General features: G+C 61.5%; 24 protein-coding genes, 1 pseudogene and 1 riboswitch. Of the genes and pseudogenes, 16 read left to right on the forward strand and 9 right to left on the reverse strand.

What is annotated here, in order from left to right; all coding sequences use genetic code 11:
• Positions 1-11: 11 nt before the first annotated feature.
• Positions 12-1,085 (reverse strand): TraB/GumN family protein, encoded by a 1,074-nt coding sequence (locus RCCGE510_RS18880; protein ID WP_007632566.1) that lies wholly within the window; start codon positions 1,083-1,085, stop codon positions 12-14.
• Between the two features lie 135 nt (positions 1,086-1,220).
• A complete protein-coding gene (locus RCCGE510_RS18885; RefSeq protein ID WP_007632567.1) occupies positions 1,221-2,156 on the reverse strand; it encodes a tyrosine recombinase XerC in 936 nt (311 codons plus the stop codon).
• Between the two features lie 139 nt (positions 2,157-2,295).
• Here RCCGE510_RS18885 and RCCGE510_RS18890 point away from each other — a divergent pair, with 139 nt between their 5' ends.
• A complete protein-coding gene (locus RCCGE510_RS18890) occupies positions 2,296-3,246 on the forward strand; it encodes a GNAT family N-acetyltransferase (protein ID WP_007632568.1) in 951 nt (316 codons plus the stop codon).
• A gap of 12 nt (positions 3,247-3,258) precedes the next feature.
• Positions 3,259-3,729, forward strand: a complete 471-nt coding sequence (locus tag RCCGE510_RS18895; protein WP_007632570.1) for a GNAT family N-acetyltransferase — start codon at positions 3,259-3,261, stop codon at positions 3,727-3,729.
• Positions 3,730-3,752: 23 nt separating this feature from the next.
• Here RCCGE510_RS18895 and RCCGE510_RS18900 read toward each other — a convergent pair whose 3' ends face one another.
• On the reverse strand, positions 3,753-4,685 hold the full coding sequence (locus RCCGE510_RS18900; protein WP_007632571.1) for a dihydrodipicolinate synthase family protein: 933 nt from the start codon (positions 4,683-4,685) through the stop codon (positions 3,753-3,755).
• A gap of 209 nt (positions 4,686-4,894) precedes the next feature.
• Here RCCGE510_RS18900 and RCCGE510_RS18905 point away from each other — a divergent pair, with 209 nt between their 5' ends.
• From RCCGE510_RS18905 to RCCGE510_RS18940, 8 genes are all read left to right on the forward strand, one after another.
• Positions 4,895-7,111, forward strand: a complete 2,217-nt coding sequence (locus RCCGE510_RS18905) for a primosomal protein N' (protein WP_007632573.1) — start codon at positions 4,895-4,897, stop codon at positions 7,109-7,111.
• Between the two features lie 77 nt (positions 7,112-7,188).
• Positions 7,189-7,578, forward strand: coding sequence for a DUF4345 family protein (locus RCCGE510_RS18910; protein WP_007632575.1), 390 nt, complete (start codon positions 7,189-7,191; stop codon positions 7,576-7,578).
• A 255-nt stretch (positions 7,579-7,833) separates the two neighbouring features.
• The gene (locus tag RCCGE510_RS18915; protein WP_192815328.1) at positions 7,834-8,400 is read left to right on the forward strand and encodes a F0F1 ATP synthase subunit delta; all 567 of its coding nucleotides are present in this window, start codon (positions 7,834-7,836) and stop codon (positions 8,398-8,400) included.
• Entirely contained in the window at positions 8,400-9,929 is a 1,530-nt protein-coding gene (atpA, locus tag RCCGE510_RS18920; RefSeq protein WP_007632581.1) for a F0F1 ATP synthase subunit alpha, read from the forward strand. The genes RCCGE510_RS18915 and atpA overlap by 1 nt, the downstream gene beginning before the upstream one ends.
• Before the next feature lie 28 nt (positions 9,930-9,957).
• On the forward strand, positions 9,958-10,842 hold the full coding sequence (locus RCCGE510_RS18925) for a F0F1 ATP synthase subunit gamma (protein WP_007632583.1): 885 nt from the start codon (positions 9,958-9,960) through the stop codon (positions 10,840-10,842).
• Between the two features lie 23 nt (positions 10,843-10,865).
• Positions 10,866-12,302, forward strand: coding sequence for a F0F1 ATP synthase subunit beta (gene atpD, locus RCCGE510_RS18930; RefSeq protein WP_007632585.1), 1,437 nt, complete (start codon positions 10,866-10,868; stop codon positions 12,300-12,302).
• A complete protein-coding gene (locus RCCGE510_RS18935) occupies positions 12,302-12,541 on the forward strand; it encodes a hypothetical protein (protein ID WP_007632586.1) in 240 nt (79 codons plus the stop codon). Before atpD ends, RCCGE510_RS18935 begins: the two co-directional genes overlap by 1 nt.
• Positions 12,541-12,948 (forward strand): F0F1 ATP synthase subunit epsilon, encoded by a 408-nt coding sequence (locus RCCGE510_RS18940; protein WP_007632587.1) that lies wholly within the window; start codon positions 12,541-12,543, stop codon positions 12,946-12,948. The genes RCCGE510_RS18935 and RCCGE510_RS18940 overlap by 1 nt, the downstream gene beginning before the upstream one ends.
• A gap of 129 nt (positions 12,949-13,077) precedes the next feature.
• Here RCCGE510_RS18940 and RCCGE510_RS18945 read toward each other — a convergent pair whose 3' ends face one another.
• The 6 genes and pseudogenes from RCCGE510_RS18945 to RCCGE510_RS18970 form a co-directional block, all read right to left on the reverse strand.
• On the reverse strand, positions 13,078-13,815 hold the full coding sequence (locus RCCGE510_RS18945; RefSeq protein ID WP_007632588.1) for a sugar transferase: 738 nt from the start codon (positions 13,813-13,815) through the stop codon (positions 13,078-13,080).
• Positions 13,816-13,982: 167 nt separating this feature from the next.
• Entirely contained in the window at positions 13,983-15,203 is a 1,221-nt protein-coding gene (locus RCCGE510_RS18950; protein WP_007632589.1) for an acyltransferase, read from the reverse strand.
• Positions 15,204-15,359: 156 nt separating this feature from the next.
• A complete protein-coding gene (locus RCCGE510_RS18955) occupies positions 15,360-16,370 on the reverse strand; it encodes an ABC transporter substrate-binding protein (protein ID WP_007632590.1) in 1,011 nt (336 codons plus the stop codon).
• Between the two features lie 73 nt (positions 16,371-16,443).
• Positions 16,444-17,249 (reverse strand): annotated as a pseudogene (locus RCCGE510_RS18960) (ABC transporter ATP-binding protein).
• Complete coding sequence (locus tag RCCGE510_RS18965) at positions 17,246-18,052, reverse strand: ABC transporter permease (RefSeq protein ID WP_007632592.1); 807 nt, start codon at positions 18,050-18,052, stop codon at positions 17,246-17,248. Before RCCGE510_RS18965 ends, RCCGE510_RS18960 begins: the two are co-directional and overlap by 4 nt.
• 90 nt (positions 18,053-18,142) lie before the next feature.
• Positions 18,143-18,775 carry a YkoF family thiamine/hydroxymethylpyrimidine-binding protein gene (locus tag RCCGE510_RS18970; protein WP_007632593.1) on the reverse strand — a complete coding sequence of 211 codons (633 nt, stop codon included), beginning with the start codon at positions 18,773-18,775 and terminating at the stop codon, positions 18,143-18,145.
• A riboswitch (TPP riboswitch) is annotated at positions 18,766-18,879 on the reverse strand. (Overlaps the previous gene by 10 nt.)
• 270 nt (positions 18,880-19,149) lie before the next feature.
• On the opposite strand from RCCGE510_RS18970, the gene soxR reads away from it, so the two are divergent.
• From soxR to RCCGE510_RS19000, 6 genes are all read left to right on the forward strand, one after another.
• On the forward strand, positions 19,150-19,614 hold the full coding sequence (gene soxR / locus RCCGE510_RS18975; protein ID WP_007632594.1) for a redox-sensitive transcriptional activator SoxR: 465 nt from the start codon (positions 19,150-19,152) through the stop codon (positions 19,612-19,614).
• 163 nt (positions 19,615-19,777) lie between these two features.
• On the forward strand, positions 19,778-20,548 hold the full coding sequence (locus RCCGE510_RS18980) for an SDR family oxidoreductase (protein WP_007632595.1): 771 nt from the start codon (positions 19,778-19,780) through the stop codon (positions 20,546-20,548).
• Between the two features lie 104 nt (positions 20,549-20,652).
• Complete coding sequence (locus RCCGE510_RS18985) at positions 20,653-20,985, forward strand: metalloregulator ArsR/SmtB family transcription factor (protein WP_007632596.1); 333 nt, start codon at positions 20,653-20,655, stop codon at positions 20,983-20,985.
• Positions 20,986-21,162: 177 nt separating this feature from the next.
• The gene (locus RCCGE510_RS18990) at positions 21,163-22,056 is read left to right on the forward strand and encodes a LysR family transcriptional regulator (RefSeq protein ID WP_007632598.1); all 894 of its coding nucleotides are present in this window, start codon (positions 21,163-21,165) and stop codon (positions 22,054-22,056) included.
• A 239-nt stretch (positions 22,057-22,295) separates the two neighbouring features.
• Positions 22,296-22,775, forward strand: a complete 480-nt coding sequence (locus RCCGE510_RS18995) for a formate dehydrogenase subunit gamma (RefSeq protein WP_007632599.1) — start codon at positions 22,296-22,298, stop codon at positions 22,773-22,775.
• The gene (locus RCCGE510_RS19000; RefSeq protein WP_007632600.1) at positions 22,772-24,328 is read left to right on the forward strand and encodes an NADH-quinone oxidoreductase subunit NuoF; all 1,557 of its coding nucleotides are present in this window, start codon (positions 22,772-22,774) and stop codon (positions 24,326-24,328) included. The genes RCCGE510_RS18995 and RCCGE510_RS19000 overlap by 4 nt, the downstream gene beginning before the upstream one ends.
• Positions 24,329-24,406 lie beyond the last annotated feature (78 nt).

Raw genomic sequence — 24,406 nt, forward strand, 5'->3', positions numbered from 1 at the left:
GCCCGGTCGGTTCAGTTCACCGCGGTGACGGTGAACCCCTGCTGGCGTAACAATTCGATGACGCCGGCCTTGCCGGGCAAGTGCAGGGCGCCGACCGCCATGAAGACGTTGCCGCCGTCGAGGATCGGCGCGGCGCGCTCGGCCATCACCTTGTTGCGGTCGAGGATGACGCGCTGCTCGAAGGCGGCATAATCGTTATCTTCGCCTTCCTTCTCCGGCGTCACGGTCTTCAGCATCGGCATTGTCATGCCGATCTCGCCGGAGAGATAAAGGTCGGTCATCGTCTCGACGACATCGCTCATCTTGTCGCCGAGTTCCAGCGTCTCGATCAGCGACTTCAGATGGAATTCGACCGGCAGATCAGCCATGGCCTGGATCTGTTCGGCAAGGGTCTCCAGCCCCTTGACCTGTTTGCCCTGAGCAACGGCGTCGGTGGCGATCTTCTGGTCGAGGAACTGCACGCCTTTGGCCTTGCGGGCGATTTCGCAAGCCGGCAGGGCAACGGCGCTCGAAATCATCCAGGGGCGCATGCGGGAAACCGCACTGAGCGGGATCCCGCGCTGCTTCAAGCCGGTTTCGAGACGCTTGTAATCCTCGGGGGAGAGCAGCTTGTCGATCGTCGTGCCGTCGGTGAACATCGTCAGTTCCGGCTTTGCGAGCAGGGCGGCGGTCGCCTTGCGCTCATCGAGGATTTCGTCGGATTCGATAATGATCGTATTGGCCGCGTCGTGGGCGGCCTGGGCGCGCGGCGGCAGGGCCAGAACGCGCGGGTCGGTGACGTGCATGCTGCCGAGCAGCCACGAGGGAGCAAGTCCGGGCTTTTCGATCTTCCAGAAGATGCCCCTGCCGTTCGGCGTTGCGTCGGCTTCCTTCAGCGCCTCGGCATAGCGGGCGGGGTCGTTCTGCTGCAGCTCGACCATCAGGTTGCGGCCGGTGCAGGCCACCTCTTCGGCCGCGGCCGGCCGTGCAGCCAGGAATGCCACAAACAGGGCCGCAAGAAGCAGCGTGTGAAAGCCGGCAATCAGCCAGAGCAGCAGATTGCCGGGTGCTGCGAGAAAAGTCCGGCGGCCGATCGATGTCGTCATGATGATGTTCCGGTCATATGCCTTGTGGCTTCATGCTCTACGCCCGGCTTGCGCATATTCCTTTAAGAGAATGCGTTAACGAAAGCTTAGAGTCTTTCTTGCTCCGGCAAATGTTCAATCTGATCAGAAAAGGGTCTAGGCGCGCGGGTGCGCCCGATCATACACCTCCAGCAGCCGCGATGCATCGACGCCGGTATAGACCTGCGTTGTGGAAAGGCTGGCGTGGCCGAGCAGTTCCTGGATGGTGCGCAGATCGCCGCCGCCGGCAAGCAGGTGGGTGGCGAAGGAATGGCGCAACGCATGGGGTGTCGCGGTCTCCGGCAGGCCGAAGGCACTGCGCAGCTTCTGCATAGCGCGCTGGATGATCGCCGCCTGCAGTTTGCCGCCGCGGGCGCCGCGGAAAAGCGGCTCGCCGGGTTCGAGGTGATAGGGGCAGAGCGTGCGGTATTTCTCGACGGCGTCGAAAACCACCGACAGCAGCGGCACCAGCCGCGTCTTGTTACCCTTGCCGGTGATGCGCAGCGTTGTGGCGCCCTTTTGCAGGTCAAAGGGAGCGAGATCCAGCGCTTCGGAGATGCGCAGGCCGCAGCCGTAGAGCAGCGTCATGACAGCCGCATCGCGCGCGGCGATCCAGGGTTCATCATGGAGCTGGGCTTCGTTGCTGACGACGGTGATCGCCTGCGTGTCCGATAGTGGCTTGGGCAGCGATTTCGGCTGTTTCGGCGAGCGGATCGCGGCAGAACCCGCGGCATTGACCAGACCCTTCTTTTCCAAGTGGCGCAGCAACGAACGAAGGCCGGCGAGATTGCGGCCGAGCGAGCGGGCGCCGGAGCCCTGCTTGCGCCGCGCTGCCAGAAAGGCGCGGAAATCGGCGGGGCGCAATTCCCTTATATCGGCAAGCGTCGCCGGGCCGGCGAGATGGCCGGTGAGGAAGGTCAGGAATTGGCGGGTGTCGCGCTCATAGGCATCGAGTGTGTGCTCGGAAAGACGGCGCTCGCTGGCAAGATTTTCGAGCCACGCGGCCCGTTCCGCCATCAGGCGCGGATCGGCGATAACAAGCAGTTCATTCACAGCGCTGGCCTTGAATTTGCCTTCAAGTCCGCCAATTTGGAGCAGAAACGGTTATGGAATTGCTAATGCCGGCCAAACCTTTGTCATCCCTAGATCATATTCTACTGCGATAGCTTTATACCCATAGACAGGATCTTTCATGGCACGGCGCGATTCCATGACGGCTTTCGGACAGCTCGCGGAAGCGATTGCTCTCGTTTCACAGGGAAAGCCCGGTCATATCGTCGATACGCTGATCGCCGAACGCGGCCAGAGGATCGTGAAGAATCCGCTCTGGCCGGTCATGCGGCCGTTTCTCTACACGCTGCTGCGTTACAACAAGGCGATCGAATTCGCCAATGCCGTCGCCAAGATGCCGGGCTTCCAGTCGTTCGAATATCTGAGCGACGTGCTGAAACTCGATATCGGCATCACCAATGGCGAACGTATTCCCGATACCGGCGGCTTCATCCTCGTCAGCAACCATCCCACAGGCATTGCCGATGGTGTCGCCGTGTTCGATCTGCTGAAAGCGCGCCGGCCGGATATGATGTTTTTTGCCAATCGCGATGCCATCCGCGTCAATCCGCGGTTTGCCGAGATGATCATCCCCGTCGAATGGCGGGAGGAGCACAAGAGCAAGCTCAAGGCGCGCGAGACGCTGCAATTGACCAATCACGCGGTGCGGCAAGGTAAAGCGACGGTGCTCTTCCCGTCAGGCCGCATCGCCTACTGGGCGAACGGCCGGCTGAACGAACGTCCATGGAAAACCTCGGCCGTCGGGCTGGCGCGCAAATACAATCTGCCGATCCTTCCCGTGCATATGACGGCGCGTAATTCCGGGCTGTTCTACTGGCTGGCGAAATGGTCGACGGAGCTTCGCGACATGACGGTGTTCCACGAATTGTTGAACAAACGTGGCGACCGCTTCGATTTCGTAATCGGCAATCTCATTCCGGCCGAACATCTGGACGGCGACCTCAACGAGGTGACGAAGGCGCTGGAGAACCATACGGTGCGCCACATGGCAGTCGATGGCGACGCGACTTTCCTGCCGGTCAGCCTGCCGGCTGCAGTCACGCCTCGCGAGCTTCCCGTTGTTGCGGTCTAAATAGGTTTTGCCATGACGGTCGGCATCCGCATGATCCGCGATCGATTGCCGCGGGAGATCGCCGACCTCGACAGCGAAGCCCAGCAAGAGGGCCATTTTCATATCACCCGCCTGATCGAAGAATGGTCGGCCGGAGACCTCAGGTTCGAGCGTGACGGCGAAAGGCTGCTTGGCGCCTATATCGGCGAGGCGCTCGCCGGCATCGGAGGCCTGACCATCGAACCCGCCCTATCCGGAGCGTTGCGGATGCGGCGTTTCTACATCCGTCCCGAGATGCGCCGGCATGGCATCGGCCGGGTGCTGGCGCTGGCTCTGCTAAATCATGCGCGGGACTTCTGCAGTATCGTCACCGTTCATGCGGGAAATGCCGACGCGGCCAAATTCTGGGAGGCGGTTGGATTTCAGCTTTGCGAGTGGGACGGCGTTACTCATCGTTTCGAAATCCTCTCCCGCATTCCCTCCGGCCGGCCTCATGATGCTTGAGGCTGATTTTTCACGCGTTAGCTTCACGCACCGATCTCTTTGAGGCGGATGGTCTGACGCGCCAGCAACCGCTCGACATCGGCAATATCGAGCGCCGACAACCTGGCGCCTGGCTTGCGCAGGGCGGCGGATTTGATCACGCCGCGCTTGGCGAGCACATATTTGCGCGAGGCAAGGCCGATGCCCTGCTGCTGTTCGTAGCGGGCAAGCGGCAGATAGGCGTCGAAGATCGCATGGGCACGATCGGGATTTCCGGCCGCACAGGCCTCGACGACGCCAACCATCATCTCAGGATAACAAAAGCCGGTCATTGCGCCATCGGCACCACGGCCCATTTCTTCGGGCAGGAAAAGTCCGCCATTGCCGCAAAGGATGGAGATGCGCCGCATGGCGCCGTTGTCGCTTGCGGCGCGAAGCGCGGTGATCTTTGAAAGGCCTGGCCAATCCTCGTGCTTGAGCATGACGCAATTCGGCACTTCGTTGACGATGCGCTCGATAACCTTGGGCGCGATCGTCACATTGGTGGTGAGCGGATAATCCTGCAGCACGAAGGGTGTCTCGCCCAGGGTTTCGCCGACCGACTGGTAGAAGGCGAAGGCCTGGTCGTCGGTCTTGACCGTCCAGGGCGGCGCGACCATCACGCCGGCAGCACCCTCGCCCATGACGGCTTCGGCAAGTTCGCGCATCGGCGCAAGCCCCGGCGCCGAAACGCCGACGACGACGGGAAGACGGCCGCCGAGGCGCTTCAGCACACGCTCGACCACGGTCCGCGATTCCTCCGCAGTCAGTTTCGGGGCCTCGCCGAATTGCCCAAGCACCGTCAGGCCGGTGACGCCGGCGCCCTCGTAGAAATCGACCATGCTGTCGATACTTTCGAGATCGAGCGCGCCGTCATCGGTAAACGGGGTTACGGCGATCACATAGACGCCCTTGGCATCTTCGGTCAGTCTGGCCATTGGTGCTCTCCAATTCAGCGGCCGAAGAGCGGGCTCCGGCATTTCGAATAATCCTTCCGGCAATCTATGCGGCCAATCGCTCGCCCGGCAAGCTTTTCGTAAGGGCGCGGGCGATCTCGTCGAACCGTCGTCGCTCCGATTCCCCGCCCGATGCGCAGCCTCGTCTTTGCGGTTCCAATTGCATCGATTTGCGGGCATGGTCTCGCCCGATGAGCACAGATTCGTCCGATCTCTTTGGCGCGCTTTTCGAGGCACCGCCCGCGAACCGAACGGTTCCCGTGCTGGTGCCGATGCCGGCGCCAAAACCCTATTCCTATTCGGTGCCGGATGGCATGGCGGTCGAGCCCGGCTCGGTCGTGCAGGTGCCGCTCGGGCCGCGGAAAGTTATCGGTGTCGTCTGGGACGGTGGCGAGGATGGAGTCGATCCGAAGAAACTCCGGCCGATCAGCCATGTCTTCGACTGCCCGCCGCTTTCCCGGGAGATGCGGGAATTTGTCGATTGGGTCGCGACCTATACGCTCTCGCCGCCGGGCCTCGTCGCCCGCATGGCGCTCAGGGCGCCGAATGCCTTCGAGCCGGAGCCGATGGTGGAAGGGTTGAAACTCGTCGGCGGCGAACCGGAGCGGATGACGCCGGCCCGCGCCCGGGTGCTCGACGCCGCCTCCGACGGGCTGTCCTGGACACGCAGCGGTCTTGCGCATGCGGCGGGCGTCTCGACCAGCGTCGTCGAAGGGCTGATCAAGCTTGGCATTTTTGAGGCGATATTCCTGCCGCCGCCGCCGGTGGTGGCGATGCCGGATCCGGATTTTGCCGCCGCACGCCTCGAAGGGCCGCAGAAGGCTGCGGCCGAGGAGATCGTTTCCGACGTCCGCAAGGGCGAGTTCTCGGTGTCGCTGATCGACGGCGTGACCGGCTCCGGTAAGACCGAGGTCTATTTCGAGGCGATCGCCGAGACGCTAAAACGCGGCAAGCAGGTGCTGATCCTGCTGCCGGAGATCGCGCTGACGGCGAGTTTCATGGAGCGCTTCCAGGATCGCTTTGGCGCTAAACCGGCCGAATGGCATTCCGATCTGGCGCCGCGCATGCGCGAAAAGGTCTGGCGCCAGGCGGTGACCGGCGAGGTGCGCGTCGTCGCCGGCGCCCGCTCGGCGCTGTTCCTGCCGTTCGAGGATCTCGGCCTGATCATCGTCGACGAAGAGCACGATCCTGCCTACAAGCAGGAGGACCGCGTCTTCTACAATGCCCGTGATATGGCCGTGGTGCGCGGCCGCATCGGTGATTTTCCGGTCGTCCTGGTGTCGGCGACGCCATCGGTCGAAAGCCAGGTCAACGGCCAGAGCGGGCGCTACAGCACCGTCCACCTGCCGACGCGTTTCGGCGATGCGGCGCTGCCGGACCTGCATCTCATCGACATGCGCCGGCACGCGCCGGAGCGCGGCGGCTTCCTGTCGCCGGTGCTGATCCGGGCGATCGGCAAGACGGTGGAGAAACGCGAACAGGCGCTGCTGTTTCTCAATCGCCGCGGTTATGCGCCGCTGACGCTCTGCCGGGTCTGCGGCCATCGGTTCCAATGCCCGCAATGTTCGAGCTGGCTGGTCGAGCATCGCTTCCGCAAGCAGCTGCAATGCCATCAATGCGGCCATGCCGAGCGCACGCCGGAGGCCTGCCCGGAATGCGGTACACTTGATCATCTCGTCGCCTGCGGGCCGGGCGTCGAGCGCATCGCCGAGGAGGTGGAACGGCATTTCCCAGAGGCGCGGACGATCGTTTTATCCTCGGATATCATGGGTGGGGTGAAGCGGCTGCGGCTGGAGCTGGAAGCGATCGCCAAGGGCGAGGCCGATATCGTCATCGGCACCCAGCTCGTCGCCAAGGGACATAATTTTCCGCTGATGACGCTGGTCGGCATCGTCGATGCCGACCTCGGCCTTGCCAATGGCGACCCGCGCGCCGCAGAGCGCACTTTCCAGCTGTTGTCGCAGGTGACCGGCCGGGCCGGGCGCACCGGCCTCAAGAGCCATGGGCTGCTGCAGACTTATCAGCCGCAACACCCTGTCATGCAGGCGATCGTCTCCGGCGATTCCGACGCCTTCTACGAGCGCGAGATCACCGAGCGCGAACGCGCCGTCTTGCCGCCCTTCGGCAGGCTGGCCTCGATCATCGTTTCGGCCGAAACCCGCCATGATGCCGAAAACCATGCGCGCGGCATTCGCAACGCAGCGCCGCAGGTCTCAGGCATTTCGGTGCTCGGCCCGGCCGAAGCGCCGCTGGCGCTGGTGCGCGGCCGCCATCGCTTCCGCCTGCTGGTGCACGGCCGGCGCAACTCGGACATGCAGGGGTTTTTGCGGGCGATGCTATCGCAATCGCCCAAGGAGCGCGGATCGGTACAGGTGCAGCTCGACATCGATCCGCAGAGTTTCCTATAAATCAGAACGCCGCCATTTCCTCCTTTTCCGGCCCATGTCATAAAACACTGATTCTTCCGGGTGATTTGGGGCGATGCATGGAATTCTATTTTCCGACCGAACTCGGCGAGCAGCTGGCGTTCTGCTCCGCCGCTTTCACGGCGTTGGCCGGCTTCATCATGATGTTTGCGCCGGGCCAGACCTTCCGTCTTCTCGGCCTGCAGGCGCAGGAGGGGCGGCCGGAAGGATATGGCGAGGGACGCTCGATGGGCGGTTTCTATCTCGGCTTCGGCCTGTCGGCGATCATGCTCGCCCAAGAGTGGATTTACATGGCGCTCGGCGCCGCCTTTGCGATGGCGGCCTTTGCCCGGATCATATCGATCCTGTCCGATAAGGGGAGTAATCTCGTCAACTATTTACTTTTGGTTGTGCAAATAGTTTTGGCGGCGCTGCCGCTGCTCTATGTTTTCGGCTTCATCCAGACGTGAATCCATCGGCTGGCAGACGGCTTTCCCGGCCGGCTTCCAGGCCATTGCGCAATTTTGCGAACAGAAATTCATGTGAAAGGCGTATTCGGGCGTTACGCGTGTTGCGAGTCCGAACATCCTATGTTAGACGGACCCCGAATTTCGGAAGAAGCAAGAGGCTTCTCTTGTGATTTCTGGGGGAAATCAAAACGAATTCAAGATCATAGGTTCGGCGTCCGCCGAGAGCCGGATTTTGGGTTGAAATCAGGGAAATTTGTGCCCGTGGCAGACACGTCCCAGCTTACATCTGGTGTTGCCGAGCGCTATGCTTCGTCGCTTTTCGATCTGGCGCTCGAGCAGGGTGTCGTCGACAGCGTCACCACCGATCTTGACCGTTTCCAGGCGATGCTGGATGAGAGCGCCGACCTGAAGCGTTTCGTCGCAAGCCCGGTTTTCTCTGCCGAGGACCAGTTGAAGGCGATCGCCGCCATTAGCGAGAAGGCCGGAATCAGCGGCTTCTTCGCCAATTTCCTGAAGGTCGTGGCGCGCAACCGCCGCCTGTTTGCCCTGCCGGGCATGATCAGGGCCTTCCGCATCATCGCCGCGAACCATCGCGGTGAAATCTCCGCCGAGGTCACCTCGGCACATGCGCTTTCGCAAGCGCAGGAAACCGAATTGAAGGTGGCACTCAAGAGCGTTACCGGCAAAGACGTGACGATTGCCGTCACGGTTGATCCGTCAATTCTTGGTGGTCTGATCGTCAAGGTCGGGTCCCGCCAGATTGATACGTCTCTTCGTACCAAACTCTCCACTCTTAAGCTCGCATTGAAAGAGGTTGGCTGATGGATATCCGCGCCGCGGAAATTTCCGCAATTCTCAAAGACCAGATCAAAAATTTCGGCAAAGAGGCAGAAGTCTCGGAAGTCGGCCAGGTTCTCTCCGTCGGTGACGGTATCGCCCGCGTCTACGGTCTGGACAATGTCCAGGCCGGTGAAATGGTCGAGTTCCCGGGCGGCATCCGCGGCATGGCGCTGAATCTCGAATCCGACAATGTCGGCGTCGTCATCTTCGGCTCCGACCGTGACATCAAAGAAGGCGACACCGTCAAGCGGACTGGCGCCATCGTCGACGTTCCCGTCGGTCCGGAACTGCTCGGCCGCGTTGTCGATGCGCTCGGCAACCCGATCGACGGCAAGGGCCCGATCAATGCGACGCGCCGTTCGCGCGTCGACATCAAGGCCCCCGGCATCATTCCGCGCAAGTCGGTTCATGAGCCGATGTCGACCGGCCTCAAGGCCATTGACGCGCTGATACCGGTCGGCCGCGGCCAGCGCGAGCTGGTTATCGGCGACCGTCAGACCGGCAAGACCGCGATCCTTCTCGACGCCTTCCTCAACCAGAAGGCCATTCACGAGAACGGTCCGGAAGGCGAGAAGCTTTATTGCGTCTACGTCGCCATCGGCCAGAAGCGCTCGACCGTCGCTCAGTTCGTCAAGGTGCTCGAAGAGCGCGGCGCGCTGAAGTATTCGATCATCGTCGCGGCGACCGCCTCCGATCCGGCTCCGATGCAGTATCTGGCACCGTTTGCCGGCTGCGCCATGGGCGAATATTTCCGCGACAACGGCATGCATGCGCTGATCGGCTACGACGACCTGTCCAAGCAGGCCGTTTCCTACCGCCAGATGTCGCTGCTGCTGCGCCGCCCGCCGGGCCGCGAAGCCTATCCAGGCGACGTTTTCTACCTGCATTCGCGCCTGCTTGAGCGCGCTGCGAAGATGAACGACGACCAGGGCGCCGGTTCGCTGACCGCTCTTCCGGTCATCGAAACGCAGGGCAACGACGTGTCGGCCTTCATTCCGACCAACGTGATCTCGATCACCGACGGCCAGATCTTCCTTGAAACCGACCTGTTCTACCAGGGTATCCGCCCGGCGGTGAACGTCGGTCTGTCGGTTTCCCGCGTTGGTTCCGCAGCCCAGATCAAGGCGATGAAGCAGGTTGCCGGCTCGATCAAGGGTGAACTCGCCCAGTATCGCGAAATGGCCGCCTTTGCCCAGTTCGGTTCGGACCTCGACGCTTCGACGCAGCGCCTGTTGAACCGCGGTGCACGCCTGACCGAACTCCTGAAGCAGCCGCAGTTCTCGCCGCTGAAGACGGAAGAACAGGTCGCGGTGATTTTTGCCGGCGTTCACGGCTATCTCGACAAGCTGCCGGTCGCTTCGGTCGGCAAGTTCGAGCAGGGCTTCCTCTCGTATCTGCGTTCGGAAGGCTCCGCCATCCTCGACGCGATCCGCACGGAAAAGGCAATCAGCGACGATACCAGGGGCAAGCTCACCGCTGCTCTCGATACCTTCGCAAAGTCTTTCGCGTAATCAGGCCCTAAGTTAGGACGGATCACGGATGCCTTCACTTAAGGATCTGAAAAACCGGATCGCCTCCGTCAAGGCGACGCAGAAGATCACCAAGGCGATGAAAATGGTCGCCGCGGCGAAGCTTCGGCGTGCGCAGGAGGCGGCCGAGGCCGCCCGGCCCTATTCGCAGCGCATGGGTGCGGTTCTGGCGAACATCGCCAAGGCCGTCACCGAAGCGGATGGCGCGCCGACGCTGATGACCGGCACCGGCAAGGACCAGGTTCATCTGCTGGTGGTCTGCACGGCCGAACGCGGTCTGTGCGGCGGCTTCAACTCGCAGATCGCGCGCTTTGCGCGTGACCATGTGCGCAAGCTGCTTGCCGAGGGCAAGACGGTGAAGATCTTCACCGTCGGCAAGAAGGGTTACGACATCCTTCGCCGCGAATATGCGTCGTTGATCATCGAGCGCAAGGAATTGCGCGAGGTCAAGCGCGTCGGCTTCGAGAATGCGGACCAGATCGGCAAGCGCATCATCGAGATGTATGCTGCCGGCGAGTTCGACGTCTGCACGCTGTTCTATTCCGAATTCAAGTCGGTAATCAGCCAGATCCCGACGGCACAGCAGCTCATTCCGGCTTCAGCAGGAGCTGCGCCGGCTGAAGATGCCGCGCACGCGGGCGCCGTCTACGAATATGAGCCGGATCCGGCGTCGATCCTCGAAGATCTGATCCCGCGCAACATCTCCGTCCAGATCTTCCGCGCGCTCCTTGAGAACGTCGCCGGCGAGATGGGCGCCAAGATGAGCGCGATGGACAATGCGACGCGTAATGCCGGTGAGATGATCAACAAACTGACGCTGAGCTACAACCGCCAGCGTCAGGCGCAGATCACCAAGGAACTCATTGAAATCATTTCGGGCGCGGAAGCGCTCTGAAGCTAGGAAAAGAGGGTCAGAAAATGGCTGAGGCAGCTACCCCCAAGATCGGCTCTGTCGGCAGAGTCACCCAGGTTATCGGCGCCGTCGTCGACGTTGCTTTCGAAGGCGAATTGCCGAAGATCCTGAATGCCCTGGAAACCACCAACAACGGCAACCGCCTGGTTCTCGAAGTTGCGCAGCACCTTGGCGAAAACGTCGTCCGTACCATTGCGATGGACTCGAGCGAAGGCTTGGTCCGCGGCCAGGAAGTCGCCGATACCGGCGCTCCGATCATGGTTCCGGTCGGTAACGAGACGCTCGGACGCATCATGAACGTCATCGGTGAGCCGGTCGACGAAGCAGGCCCGCTGGTTACCGCCCACAAGCGCGCCATCCACCAGGATGCACCGTCTTATGTCGAGCAGTCGACGGAATCGCAGATCCTCGTCACCGGTATCAAGGTCGTCGACCTTCTCGCCCCCTACGCACGCGGCGGCAAGATCGGCCTGTTCGGCGGCGCCGGCGTCGGCAAGACCGTTCTGATCATGGAACTGATCAACAACGTCGCCAAGGCGCATGGTGGTTATTCGGTTTTCGCAGGCGTCGGTGAACGCACCCGCGAAGGCAACGACCTTTACCATGAAATGATCGAATCGAACGTCAACAAGCATGGCGGCGGCGAAGGCTCGAAGGCTGCGCTGGTTTACGGCCAGATGAACGAGCCGCCGGGCGCCCGCGCCCGCGTCGCGCTGACCGGCCTGACGGTCGCCGAACACTTCCGCGACCAGGGCCAGGACGTTCTGTTCTTCGTCGACAACATCTTCCGCTTCACCCAGGCAGGTTCCGAAGTGTCGGCTCTGCTCGGCCGCATCCCGTCGGCCGTCGGCTATCAGCCGACGCTCGCAACCGACATGGGCCAGATGCAGGAGCGCATCACCACGACGACGACCGGCTCGATCACCTCGGTCCAGGCCATCTACGTTCCGGCCGACGACTTGACCGACCCGGCGCCGGCAACCTCGTTCGCTCACCTTGACGCAACGACGGTTCTGTCGCGCTCGATCGCTGAAAAGGGCATTTACCCGGCCGTCGACCCGCTCGACTCGACCTCGCGCATGCTCGATCCGCTGGTCGTCGGCGAAGAGCATTACGAAGTCGCCCGTAAGGTCCAGTCGACGCTGCAGCGCTACAAGGCTCTGCAGGACATCATCGCCATCCTTGGCATGGATGAACTGTCCGAAGAGGACAAGATCGCTGTTGCTCGCGCCCGCAAGATCGAGCGCTTCCTGTCGCAGCCGTTCTTCGTCGCTGAAGTCTTCACCGGCTCGCCGGGCAAGCTGGTTGCTCTCGAAGACACGATCAAGGGTTTCAAGGGCCTGGTCAACGGTGAATACGATCACCTGCCGGAGGCTGCCTTCTACATGGTCGGCTCGATGGAAGAAGCGATCGAAAAGGCCAAGAAGCTCGCAGCTGCTTGATGAGCGACGCGCTTGACGAGATATTCTGCTGCGATCCCCTGAAAGGGGTCGTGGCGGATCTTCCGGAACCGGCAGCGCCGACCATCTATCGCGCCGATAATGGTGTGTTGATGATGGTGGTGGGCCTGGTCCAGAGCGAGGAAGGCCTCGGTTATCTCGACCAAGCGATACTGCACTGCCCGTTCTGCGGGACCCAATTGCAAGATGCGAAAGCCATAGCCGAGAAGGTAAGTCACTGATGGCTGACAATTTCAACTTTGAGCTCGTTTCGCCGGAGCGTCTGCTGCTGTCGGAGATGGTGACTGAGGTCGTCATTCCCGCAACCGAAGGCGAGATGACTGTTATGGCGCACCACGCGCCAACGATGACGACGGTCAAGCCCGGTGTCGTGAGCGTCCGTTCGGCTTCCGGCAAGAAGCAGGATTACGTCGTATTCGGCGGTTTTGCCGATATCCTGCCGACCGGCTGCACATTGCTTGCCGAATCCGCCGTTCCGGTCGAGGAACTCCACAAGGACGAGCTGACCCGTCGCATCGAGGCCGCCCGCACGGAACTCGAGAATACCGAGCTGCATGAGCATAAGTCGAAGCTCGAGCATTTCATCATGGAACTGACGCATCTGAGCGGCGTCGTCCAGCAGGATTGATCGCAATCGACTGCAACGATCAAAGGCGGCTGCAACAGCCGCCTTTTTTGTTGGTTCGTCTCTCGGGATGGGGCAGGCTGAGTCCATCGGCGGCTTCAAAGGAAGACGTGGCGGATATGCCTGATCGTCTCAGTAGCCGGTGCCGCCACGCAGCTCGATGACGAGCGTCTTCAATAGAATCTTCAAGTCGAGCAGCAGGCTGAAATGCCTGACATAGTAGATATCGCAGGCGATGCGGGCGCGGGCTTGCAACGGCCGTGCCGTCGGGCCGCGCCAGCCGCGTGTCTGCGCCAGGCCGGTGATGCCGGGACGCATGACGTGGCGGTGGTGGTAGTCCGGCACCAGCTCCTCGTAGAGCCTGCCGGCTGCGCGCATATTGACCGCATGGCAGCGCGGACCGACCAGCGACATCTCGCCCAAAAGGACGTTGAAAAGCTGCGGCAGCTCGTCGATGTTGGTCCTTCGAAGCAATGCGCCGACAGCTGTCATCCGGCTGTCGCCCTTGACGGTCTGCTGAATGCCGCTCGGATCACAAGCGTCTGCGCGCATCGAGCGGAACTTGAAGACCGTGATCTTCCGGCCGTTCAGCCCCCAGCGGATCTGGCGGAAAAATACCGGGCCGCCATCGTCGAGTTTGATGAAGAGAGCGATTGCCAGAAAAAACGGCGCCAGCACAATGAGGGCGCTGAGAGAGGCGACGATATCGAACAGCCGCTTCATGCCCAGCCGCACGATCATCTTTCTTTCGACGAGGGGAAAACTATCCGGCTGGCGAATGTTGGAGTTGGCGATAACCAGGGTCTTGGTTTTGTCCTGACGCTGAGACGGATCGAAGCGTGAATTCGTCTTCGAAGTAAAAGCATTCATAACGCAAGGTCCACAAGTTTAGATGCGATACTGAACTGAAGTGAGACAAATACATGCTCTTCTATCGTTTGTCATCGGTCTAAATAAGAAATTGCTAACCCGAATGAGGCCAAAAATGGGAGTATTTCCTTTTAAAAATAACGCCAGTAGTTGAGCTTGCTGGGGAATTATACTTTAAAAGGAGTAGCCCGATTGGATTGCCGGGATGTCAGACGATTGCCGACGTCGATCGCCGGCCTTTCGAGCATGAAGTAGCTGAGGCTCGCGGCCAGAAGGACGAGCGCAGTGGCCAGTCCACAAGACTGCAGCCAGCCGATGACGACATTTTCCGAGGAAACGCCGAATGAGCCCGGGTCGAGTCTCTGGATCGATATCAGGATGATCTCCTGCCAGATATAGATGCCGAAGGAGATTTTCGCGATGTAGCGAACAGGCGGGTTGTCGAGCAGCCTGCCGAGTTGTTGCGAATGGCAGAGCGAAACGAGGGCCGTAGCGACCGCCAGCGGGAAGACCGGGAAGCCATAGGGAATTTCGAGCCAACCGTAAGCTTCGGCGGAGCCGCCGGGCGATATCACGAGACGGTAGCCGGCAACGGCAAGAGCCAGCAGCGCTGCTGCATCGAACCAGGCGGAGGGCCTCCTAGGCAGCATGATCTCGACGCCGGCGGCAAGCGCGCCGAGGGCGAAGACGGCGAAGAATCCGATCGGATTATATCGCGGCATCCACTCCTTAGCCCCGCCCTGGAGGCCGTATTGCCAGCCGCGTCCGATGTCATCGAGCGGAAAGGCGGTGAGGACCAGCACGTGGGCGAGCAGCACGCCCGCAATGACGCAGAGCCAGGCAAAGCGGGCAAGCAACGGACGCTGCCTCAGGACGGACAAACGAAACAGCAGGAAAAAGCAGGCGGGCAGGAGCACATAGCTGGTGACCTCGAAGGGAATGGACCAGAGCGGCCCATCGGCTTCGACCGGAAAGAAGGTGCGCCAATGCCACTGGCTCATGAACAGCAGCCCGGAGACGTAGCGGAGGGCGAGCTCCGGCGTCAGCGGCAGGGCAAGCAGCGTCAGGCTGAGGGCGAAGCTGACGGTTGCGGCCGCCCAGAAGCCTGGAGCGATGCGCGCCGCCCTGCGGATTGTGTAATGGCGGAGGCTGGGCATGGTGCGGCCGTCGTCGAGCGCGCGCCAGAAGGGATGAGCAAGAAGAAAGCCGCTGAGCACGAAGAAAATGGCAACGCCGAAATTGCCGAAACGGAGGATGTTTGCGGTCGGTCCCAGTTCGTCGGGAATTCTGCGCATGTCCAATCGGAGCGCGAGATGGTGGGCGAGCACCAGCAGACAGGCCGTTGCGCGCAGAAAGTCCGCTCCGGCCAGTCTCTCCTGTTGGCGCATCTTGTCCTTCGCCTCACAACACCGCGCGCCTTTTAGATGCGCGGTGTTGCAACACATTGAATAACCCCATGATTATTTCTTATATCGATTCCGATTTAAGAAACTATGCAGTGCCCTTTCCGCGGTGAGCCGCGATGGGCAAGGCCGCGAATGGGTTCAGGCCAGCAGTTCGTTGGTGTAATAGGCGGAAAAGTCCGGCTTCTCCTTGAGTGCGGCGCCATTCGCATCGACCAGGATGCCGTTCTCGACCAGGAAGCCGCCCATGGCATCGGCCTTGGCCGGGTCGAGAGTGCCGATCACGCCGGCCTCGGACTTCAGGAAGTGTCCGTCGATCAATGCCTTCAGCGAAGCTTTCACCAGTTCCGTGTTCATCAGCGCGCCGTTGCTTCCTGATATCAGCAGCTCGCAGGCTTCGTCGGGATGATCGACGGAATAGGCATACCCCTTTCGCGTTGCCTGAATGAAAGCGCGGGCATTTTCCGGACTTGCCGAGAGATAGGCATCGCTGGAGACGATGACCGTCGTTTGCTCGTCGGGAACGCCATAATCGGCATAGTGGAAGCGGCCGATCTTGCGTTGTTCCAGCTCGGCGGCGATGCCTTCCCAGGTGTAGATCTCCAGGGTGAAATCGATCGAGCCATTGTCCAGCGCCTCGTAGGCGGAGGTGCCGAGCGTGACGGTCTTGACCTCGCCTTTGCCGCCATCGTTGCGGATCATCGCGGAGATCAAAGCGCTCTCCCAGGTTCCGCCGAAGCCGCCATAGGTCTTGCCGTCGAGATCCTTAGGGCTCTTGATGTCGTCGCGTCCGCCCTTGTAGATCAGGCGCGCTGTTTCGGTCTGGACGACGCCGTAGACCATCTTCACGTCGCCGCCGGCGGCGCGCTGCATGAGGGCCTCGATCTCGCTGCTGATGCCGAAGTCGGCGACGCCGTTCGACACCAGCGTTCCGGCGCTGGTGTCGGTGAAGGGAAGAATTTCGACGTCGAGACCGGCGGCCTCGTAGAAGCCCTTCGCCTTGGCGACATAGATGCCGATATGGTTGGTGTTCGGCGTCCAATCGAGCGCCATGCGCACCTTTGCGGGCGCCGACTGGGCCAAGGCCGTGCGGCCGACAAGGCTTGCGGCAATGGCGGCGAAGATCGTCTGGCGACGGGTGAGAAGCAGCATAGTGACCTCCTCAGGTCTCTAGAGCGTGATGCCGAAAAGTGTGAGCGGTTTCTCACGACAGCATGCTCTAACTCTATAATGGAGAACAGGATTCAGATTTTAGGCCGACCGGCCTGAAATCATCCTGTCCAGCGGATGAAGCAGTGTTTGCAGGATTTCGGTCTCGATCGCCTGGGCCGCCGGCGAGCCGAGATCGGCAATGCTCCTCGGACGGGGCAGGGGAACGTGGAATTCGCGGATGATACGCGCTGGGCGGGCCGAAAGCACGTAGATCCGGTCGGAGAGGAACACGGCCTCGCGGACATCGTGGGTGATCAGCAGCGCCGTCCAGCGGTGTTCGGTCCACATGCCCTGCAGCCATTCCTGGATCTGCGTGCGGGTCAGCGCGTCGAGCGCGCCGAACGGCTCGTCGAGCAGCAGCATGTCCTGGCTCTGGACGACCGTGCGCAGCAGGGCGGCGCGCTGGCGCATGCCGCCTGATAGTTCGGATGGATAATGGTGTTCAAAACCGGCAAGGCCGAAGCGCTCAAACAGCGGCGCCACCGTGGCGCGGGCCGCGCGGCGGCTCATGCCGCCCACTTCGAGGCCAAGCGCGGCATTGTCGATGATCCGGCGCCAGGGCATCAGCGCATCGCGCTGCGGCATGAAGGCGAAGGAATGCGGCGCCTGTTCCAAGGGCGCGCCCTTGAAAAGCACGGCGCCGGAATCCGGACGTAGCGCCTGTGTCAGCAATCGCAGCACCGTCGATTTACCGGAGCCGGACGGGCCGACGATCGAAACGAACTCGCCGTTGGCCACCGTCAGCGATATATCGCCCAGCACCTTCATGCCGTCGAAAGACTTCGAGGCGTTGCGCAGTTCGACCATCGTATCGCTCATCGACGCGGCTCCTGGGGTCGTTGCCAGGGCATGACGAGGCGCTGGATCAACAGCGTCAGCCCGAAGAGGCAGAGGGTAAGCACGGCGCTGATGACGACGGCGGCAAGCACGAGATCGGGGCGAAAATTGTTTTTGGCGTTGAGGATATAGATGCCGAGGCCGCGGGCGGCGCCAGCATATTCGGCAAAGATCGCGCCGACGACGGCATAGGTGATCGAGATCCTCAGGCCGGCGAAGAAATAGGGCAGCGCCGAGGGAAGCCGCGCCAGGCGGAAGATCCGCCAGCGGCTCGCCTTCATCGAGTTCAGCAATTCGGCGATGTCGCGGTCGGTCGATTGATAGCCCTGCAGCAGGGCGACCAGCAGCGGAAAGAAGGTGACGAGCGCCACCAGCAGAATCTTCGGCAACAGGCCGAAACCGAACCAGAGGACGACAAGGGGCGCGATCGCCACCAGCGGCAGCGTCTGGCTGGCGATGAAAATCGGCAGCAATGCCCGGCGCATGAAAGGCACGAAATCCATCAGGATCGAAGCGGTGAAGGCGAAGGCAAGCGACAGCGCGAAACCGCCGAGTGTCGCACCCAGCGTCGGCCAGGTGTTTGCTATCAGCGCTTCACGGTTCAGCCAGCCCTGGAAAACGATGCGCGAAGGCGCCGGCAGGATGGAAGGTTTGATGCCGGAAAGATCGACATAAAGTTCCCATGCCGCCAAGAAGGCGCAGCCCGCGAGAAAGGCGGGTATGCCCCGGTAGAGAGCGGCGCGGAGCGCGGCAAGGCGCGAATCCGATGGTTGTAGCGATGTCATCAGCGTTCGATTTCAGGCTTTCGTCGGGCACTGTCACAATTCCTTAGATCGGAATCGATGTAAGGGCAAATTATTCAGCAATTCAAAGTGTTACAGCGTCCTTTGCGCGTCTGCCAAGACGCGCGGCGCTGTATTGGCGGAGACCGTGATGTCGAGCGTCACGTGTCCCTCCGGATCGCCGAAGCGATAGAAGGCCTCATGAATGGTCGCGAAGACGGCGCCGGCATCGCCCCCCAGCCGGGTGCAGAAATTCTTGGCGCGGTCGAAGGTGCCGGAGCGCTTCAGGAAATCGATGCAGCCATAGATCTCGTCCATATGGCTGCCGGTTCCCATGACGTAGAGCGAGAATTGCGCCGCCGCCGGCTGTCCGGTTTCGTCGGTCGTTTCAACGGCGGCAAGCGCGGATGTAATCCGGTCGGCAAGCGGCTCCGCCCGGCCGGCAGAGGGGGTGACGCCGCAGATGGCGTCGTCGGGCTCGCCTGGGCAGCCGCGTGAGACCGCGGCGGACAGCACGCAGTGCTCGCCGGTGTTGGCGGCGGCGACGAAAAGATCGCGCATGGCCGCGAAAAGGATATCAGGCGGGCCAACCAGCAGGGTGGAGATGTCATCGGTCTCGATGCACAGCCGATCGCGATAGGGATCGAGCGCCTTGACGGCATCGAGGATGATGCCGACGAAATTGCCGGACATCGGATAGAGTGACACTTGTGCGCCTGAGAACATCTGAACCTCGCTCCGCTGGCATTACCCAGATCAGCTTTGAAGGGTCCAGAGGCTTGCGCCTCACATCTCAGCCCCGGCGATACGGAGCTCCCCTGTTATTTCGGCGGAAACTATCATCGGGGTTTTCTTCCCGCAACCGCAAAATTGCAAACCCGTCCACCCGGTCGGAATACACCTGATTTGAGGGGAACACCCGAGCGGGACTTCCGTTCGGGTGTTCCCCGGGGCCCGTACCTGCCGGGAACGGGACCGCAGCTTTCTGCCTCAAGCGGCGACATCCAGCGCAAGCCCAAACGGGGCATGCGCTCGCTTGGGCTTTACGACTGCAGGAGCAAGAGTTATAAAACCTCAACTAATATTGAGGTCAAGAGGTGATGGATACAACTCCCGCAACGCCGCTCGGCAGGCTCCTGGCGGTCGGCGAAGTGGCGGAGCGTAGCGGCCTTGCCGTCTCGGCGCTGCATTTTTACGAGACCAAGGGGCTGATCTCGAGCATCCGCTCCCGCGGCAACCAGCGGCGTTATGGGCGCGATGTGCTTCGCCGTCTCGGCATCATCAAGGTGGCACAGCGTGTCGGCATTCCGCTTTCGGAAATCCAGGCAGCGTTCAGGTCCCTGCCGCAGGGACGCACACCGACCGTTACAGACTGGCAGACGCTGTCTGCGCGCTGGAAGGATGATCTCGATGCGCGAATCGGGCGGCTCAGTCTGTTGCGCGACCGATTGACCGGCTGCATCGGCTGCGGCTGCCTGTCGATTGAAAGCTGCCCGTTGCGCAATCCCTCCGACCGGCTCGGCAAGGAGGGGCCGGGTGCGCGGCTTCTGGAGACCGAAAACTAACCCTCGGGGAAACCCGGTCTCTCCAGGAGGAGATCGCGTCGCCCCGGGGAGAGACCGAGCCTCTCCCGGAAAGATCGATGCCTGCCTTTCTTTCGGTTGCTGGGCTCATATGTTATGGGCGAGTGACGCAACCGCCGGCACTGTCCGCGAGGAGGACGGCTTCGTGTTTCATCCCAGACTGTTCGAAAATCGTAATGTTGTCGTCACCGGCGCCGGCCGCGGCATTGGCCTTGAAGTCGCGCGTCAGTTTCTGGACTGCGGCGCGAAGGTGATCGTCCATACCGGACGCAAGCCGGGACGGGACCTGCCGGATTTCCTGCTGACGGCTGAATCGGAAAGACGGGCGCTGCTGCTGCACGCCGATTTCTCCGCCGTCGGCGGGGCGGCGCAATTTGCCGAAGAGGTTCTCGCTTTCTTCGACAGGGTGCATGTGCTCGTCAACAATGCCGGCACCATGCTTGGCCGGTTTCCCGCTGCCACGCTGACCGACGCGGAATATGAGGCGGTCATACGGCTCAACCAGACATCGGTGGTGGCGCTGACACGGGCATTGCTGCCGGCATTGAAGGCGGCCGAAGGCGCTGCCATCGTCAATACCGTTTCGATTTCGGCACTGACCGGCGGCAGCCCCGGCTCCTCGATCTATTCGGCCTCGAAAGCCTTCGTTGCCACCTATTCGAAGGCACTTGCCCGCGAGCTTGCCCCGGATGGCATCCGCGTCAACTGCGTCTCGCCGGGAACGATCGAAACGGATTTCCACGAGCGCTATTCCTCCAGAGAAAAGCTGGAGCAGACCAGGAAATCCATCCCGCTGCAGCGGCTCGGCACGGCGGAGGATTGCGCTCCCGCCTACCTGTTCCTGGCGGCTCCCTCGCTCTCGGGATACATCACCGGCCAGGTGGTCGAGATCAATGGCGGGCAGCTTATCTGCTGATTTACTTGGACCTTTTTTTTGGCATTTCATCACTATTGACCAATTCGCTTGTGCGAATATGCTACTGTGCTGATCTACCTCACCGCCTCCTTCCGAGATATCGAATGCCATTGCCTAAACCGGAGCCGGGTATGACCGGCCAGGAGTTGCACAAACTCGCTGGAAAAGCCCATGAAGCGAGCGATCTGCTGAAAGCTTTGGCGCATCACACCCGACTTCTGATCCTCTGCATACTGGCGAAGGAGGAGCGGACGGTCGGTGAAATCGAAAATATTCTCGGCATACAGCAGGCAATGGTCTCGCAGCAGCTTGCGCGTTTGAGGCTCGAGGGTCTGGTCACTACGCGCCGTCAGGGCAGGCTGGTTTATTACAGCATCGGCAATGTCAGCGTGCTTGGCTTCCTGGAATCGCTATTCGATCTATTTCCGGCTGCATAAAAAAACTAAAGCGCGCCGCATAGACTTGCTTCATGCGACGCGCTTTAGCTTTTTTATGCATGTCGTCGCCCCAAAACCGCTGCTCACTTTTGGGCGACATGCACCAGCACCTGCCCTTGCGCAGTGCGCCTGCTATGTCGAAGATGAGGCCGGACGCGAAATGTCCCCGGAGACCGGATGATCGACAAGCTGGAATTCTTCATCGCCCTTGCCAATGAAAAGCATTTCGGCCGTGCCGCCGAGGAGTGCGGGATCTCGCAGCCGACGTTGTCGGCGGCTATCCGGCAGCTCGAAGATCAATTGGGTGTCATGCTGGTGCAGCGGGGCTCGCGATTCCAGGGGCTGACGCCGGAAGGGCAGCGCGTGTTGGAATGGGCCCGGCGCATCGTCGGCGATGCCCGCACCATGCGCGAAGAGATGCGCGCCGCGCGTCGCGGCCTTTCCGGCCACATTCGCCTCGCCGCCATTCCGACCGCGCTCGCCATGCTTTCGCGCATCACCACGCCTTTTCAGGAACGGCACCCCGGCGTGACCTTCTCGATCGTCTCGCGCAATTCGCTGCAGGTGCTGAGCATGCTGGAGAATCTCGAAATCGATGCCGGCATCACCTATCTCGAAAACGAACCGCTCGGCCGTGTCACCACCGTTCCGCTGTATGCCGAGCGCTATAATCTGATCACCGCTGCAGGCAGCCCTCTGTCCGATCGCGACAACGTGACCTGGCGAGAGGTTGGCGATCTTCGGCTTTGTCTATTGACGGCCGACATGCAGAACCGTCGCATCATCAACCGGCACCTGACGGAAGCCGGCGCCACGGTACATCCGACGCTCGAATCCAACTCGATGATCGTGCTGTTCTCGCATGTCAGGACCGGGCGCTGGGCGAGCATCATGCCGCGCAACGTCGCCAAATCCTTTGGATTTCCAGTGGAAATCCGGATGATCCCGATTGTCGAGCCGGAGGCGCATCATCTGGTTGGGCTTGTCGCGCCTTATCGCGAGCCGTTTACGCCGCTCGTCTCGGCCTTGCTGCACGAAGCGCGGGTGCTCGTGCAGGACGAGGAACTCTGATAGAAAAAACCTATCGATCCACGAGATAGCTTTATTGATTGCGCGCGGCTTCCCTGAGATGTTGCTTGCGGAATAGCGTTCGGCAGGGGGAGTGTGCCTATTCCGCCAACGAGAGCTAGAGCAATTCCAGCAAAACTGTGAAGCGGTTTGCGTTTGGAATTGTTTAAAAACAAAGAGATAGAGAATTTTCGTGATTCGAAGAAAAACGGAAATGCTCTAGCCGCTGGGAGAGCTGCCTTATGACCATTCATATCGCCGAGGGCGATATCACAACGCGCACCCGGTCCATCATCGCCGATCTGCGCTTTCTCGAAGGGCCGCTGCTTCCCATTCTGCACCAGGTTCAGGAAGAGTTCGGCTATGTGCCGCCGGAAGCCCTGACTGTGATTGCGGAGGAATTGAACCTCTCCCGCGCCGAGGTGCATGGCGTGATGACCTTCTATCACGATTATCGCGACCATCCCGCCGGCCGGCATGTGCTGAAGCTCTGTCGCGCCGAAGCCTGTCAGTCGATGGGCGGCGATGCGCTGGCGGAACGCCTCAAAACGCTGCTCGGCATCGATTTTCATCAGACGACGCTCGATGGTGCCGTGACGCTGGAGCCGGTCTACTGCCTCGGGCTCTGTGCCTGCGCGCCGGCGGCGATGCTCGATGGCGAGGTCTATGGCCGGATCGACGATCAGATGGCCGCGGAACTCGTCGCGGAGGCACGCCGATGACGGTCAGGATATATGTTCCGCGCGACGCCGCAGCGCTGGCGCTCGGGGCCGAGACGGTGGCAAAGGCGATTGCCCAGGAGATCGCCGCCCGCGGCCTCGATGCAGAGATCGTGCGCAACGGCTCGCGCGGAATGTTGTGGCTGGAGCCGCTGGTCGAGGTCGAGGTCGCCGGCAAGCGCATCGGCTACGGGCCGGTGAAGGCAAAGGACGTGCCTGGCCTGTTCGACGCCGGGATGGCTGATGGTGGCGATCACCCGCTCTGTCTCGGGGAGGTTGAAGACCTCCCGTTCCTCAAAGGACAGACCCGCCTGACCTTTGCCCGCTGCGGTATCACCGATCCGCTTTCGCTTGCCAACTACGAGGCGCATGGCGGCCTTGCCGGTCTTCGCCGCGCCGTTTCGATGTCACCAGCCGAGGTCGTCAAGGAAGTCACCGATTCCGGCCTGCGCGGACGCGGCGGCGCCGGCTTTCCCACCGGCATCAAGTGGAAGACCGTTCTCGATGCTGGCGGCGACCGCAAATATATCGTCTGCAATGCCGATGAGGGCGACAGCGGCACCTTTGCCGACCGGATGATCATGGAGGGTGATCCCTTCGTGCTGATCGAGGGCATGGCGATCGCAGGCCTCGCCACCGGCGCGACGAAGGGTTACGTCTACACGCGGTCGGAATATCCGCATGCAATCGCGGTGATGACCGAGGCTGTCGGCATTGCGCGCCAGGCCGGCATTCTCGGCCTGTCGGTGCTCGGCTCGGGCCGTGCCTTCGATATCGAGGTGCGCACCGGCGCCGGCGCCTATGTCTGCGGTGAGGAGACGGCGCTGCTGAACAGTCTCGAAGGCAAGCGCGGCGTCGTGCGCGCCAAGCCGCCGCTGCCGGCGCATCAGGGGCTGTTTAACTGTCCGACCGTCATCAACAACGTGATCTCGCTCGCCTCGGTGCCGGTGATCATGGAAAAGGGTGCCGCCTTCTATCGCGATTTCGGCATGGGCCGCTCGCGTGGCACCATTCCGCTGCAGATCGCCGGCAATGTCCGGTATGGCGGCCTCTATGAAACGGCCTTCGGGCTTTCGCTCGGCGATATCGTCGATGGGATCGGCGGCGGCACGGCGACGGGGCGACCGGTCAAGGCCGTGCAGGTCGGCGGGCCGCTCGGCGCCTATTTCCCGCGGGCGCTGTTCGATACGCCGTTCGATTACGAATCCTTCGCTGCCAAGGACGGGCTGATTGGCCATGCCGGCATCGTCGTCTTCGACGACACCGCCGATATGCTCAAGCAGGCGCGTTTCGCCATGGAATTCTGCGCCGTCGAAAGCTGCGGCAAGTGCACGCCCTGCCGCATCGGCTCGACACGCGGCGTCGAGACGGCCGACAAGATCGCCCAAGGTATCGAGCCGGAGAAGAACCGGGTGCTGCTTGCCGACCTCTGCAACACGATGAAGTTCGGTTCGCTCTGTGCGCTCGGCGGTTTCACGCCTTATCCCGTCGTGAGTGCGATGACGCATTTTCCCGAGGATTTTTCGCCGGCGCCGATGGTGGAGGCTGCGGAATGATGGGTTTTTCTCCAACCTTGCCCCTCACCCTAACCCTCTCCCCGCTCGCGGGGAGAAGGTGGCGGCAGCCGGATGAGG

Source organism: Rhizobium sp. CCGE 510 (assembly GCF_000292525.1).
GTDB lineage: Bacteria > Pseudomonadota > Alphaproteobacteria > Rhizobiales > Rhizobiaceae > Rhizobium.

What these genes read in the sequence shown, in the direction of transcription:
- atpA (WP_007632581.1), top strand. Translation starts at nt 8,400, where the DNA reads ATGGATATCCGCGCCGCGGAAATTTCCGCAATTCTCAAAGACCAGATC.
- RCCGE510_RS18925 (WP_007632583.1), top strand. Translation starts at nt 9,958, where the DNA reads ATGCCTTCACTTAAGGATCTGAAAAACCGGATCGCCTCCGTCAAGGCG.
- RCCGE510_RS18905 (WP_007632573.1), top strand. Translation starts at nt 4,895, where the DNA reads ATGAGCACAGATTCGTCCGATCTCTTTGGCGCGCTTTTCGAGGCACCG.
- RCCGE510_RS18985 (WP_007632596.1), top strand. Translation starts at nt 20,653, where the DNA reads ATGCCATTGCCTAAACCGGAGCCGGGTATGACCGGCCAGGAGTTGCAC.
- RCCGE510_RS18940 (WP_007632587.1), top strand. Translation starts at nt 12,541, where the DNA reads ATGGCTGACAATTTCAACTTTGAGCTCGTTTCGCCGGAGCGTCTGCTG.
- RCCGE510_RS18910 (WP_007632575.1), top strand. Translation starts at nt 7,189, where the DNA reads ATGGAATTCTATTTTCCGACCGAACTCGGCGAGCAGCTGGCGTTCTGC.
- RCCGE510_RS18890 (WP_007632568.1), top strand. Translation starts at nt 2,296, where the DNA reads ATGGCACGGCGCGATTCCATGACGGCTTTCGGACAGCTCGCGGAAGCG.
- RCCGE510_RS18945 (WP_007632588.1), bottom strand. Translation starts at nt 13,815, where the DNA reads ATGAATGCTTTTACTTCGAAGACGAATTCACGCTTCGATCCGTCTCAG.
- RCCGE510_RS18935 (WP_007632586.1), top strand. Translation starts at nt 12,302, where the DNA reads ATGAGCGACGCGCTTGACGAGATATTCTGCTGCGATCCCCTGAAAGGG.
- RCCGE510_RS18990 (WP_007632598.1), top strand. Translation starts at nt 21,163, where the DNA reads ATGATCGACAAGCTGGAATTCTTCATCGCCCTTGCCAATGAAAAGCAT.
- RCCGE510_RS18895 (WP_007632570.1), top strand. Translation starts at nt 3,259, where the DNA reads ATGACGGTCGGCATCCGCATGATCCGCGATCGATTGCCGCGGGAGATC.
- RCCGE510_RS18900 (WP_007632571.1), bottom strand. Translation starts at nt 4,685, where the DNA reads ATGGCCAGACTGACCGAAGATGCCAAGGGCGTCTATGTGATCGCCGTA.
- RCCGE510_RS18880 (WP_007632566.1), bottom strand. Translation starts at nt 1,085, where the DNA reads ATGACGACATCGATCGGCCGCCGGACTTTTCTCGCAGCACCCGGCAAT.
- soxR (WP_007632594.1), top strand. Translation starts at nt 19,150, where the DNA reads ATGGATACAACTCCCGCAACGCCGCTCGGCAGGCTCCTGGCGGTCGGC.
- RCCGE510_RS19000 (WP_007632600.1), top strand. Translation starts at nt 22,772, where the DNA reads ATGACGGTCAGGATATATGTTCCGCGCGACGCCGCAGCGCTGGCGCTC.
- RCCGE510_RS18970 (WP_007632593.1), bottom strand. Translation starts at nt 18,775, where the DNA reads ATGTTCTCAGGCGCACAAGTGTCACTCTATCCGATGTCCGGCAATTTC.
- atpD (WP_007632585.1), top strand. Translation starts at nt 10,866, where the DNA reads ATGGCTGAGGCAGCTACCCCCAAGATCGGCTCTGTCGGCAGAGTCACC.
- RCCGE510_RS18995 (WP_007632599.1), top strand. Translation starts at nt 22,296, where the DNA reads ATGACCATTCATATCGCCGAGGGCGATATCACAACGCGCACCCGGTCC.
- RCCGE510_RS18955 (WP_007632590.1), bottom strand. Translation starts at nt 16,370, where the DNA reads ATGCTGCTTCTCACCCGTCGCCAGACGATCTTCGCCGCCATTGCCGCA.
- RCCGE510_RS18965 (WP_007632592.1), bottom strand. Translation starts at nt 18,052, where the DNA reads ATGACATCGCTACAACCATCGGATTCGCGCCTTGCCGCGCTCCGCGCC.
- RCCGE510_RS18950 (WP_007632589.1), bottom strand. Translation starts at nt 15,203, where the DNA reads ATGCGCCAACAGGAGAGACTGGCCGGAGCGGACTTTCTGCGCGCAACG.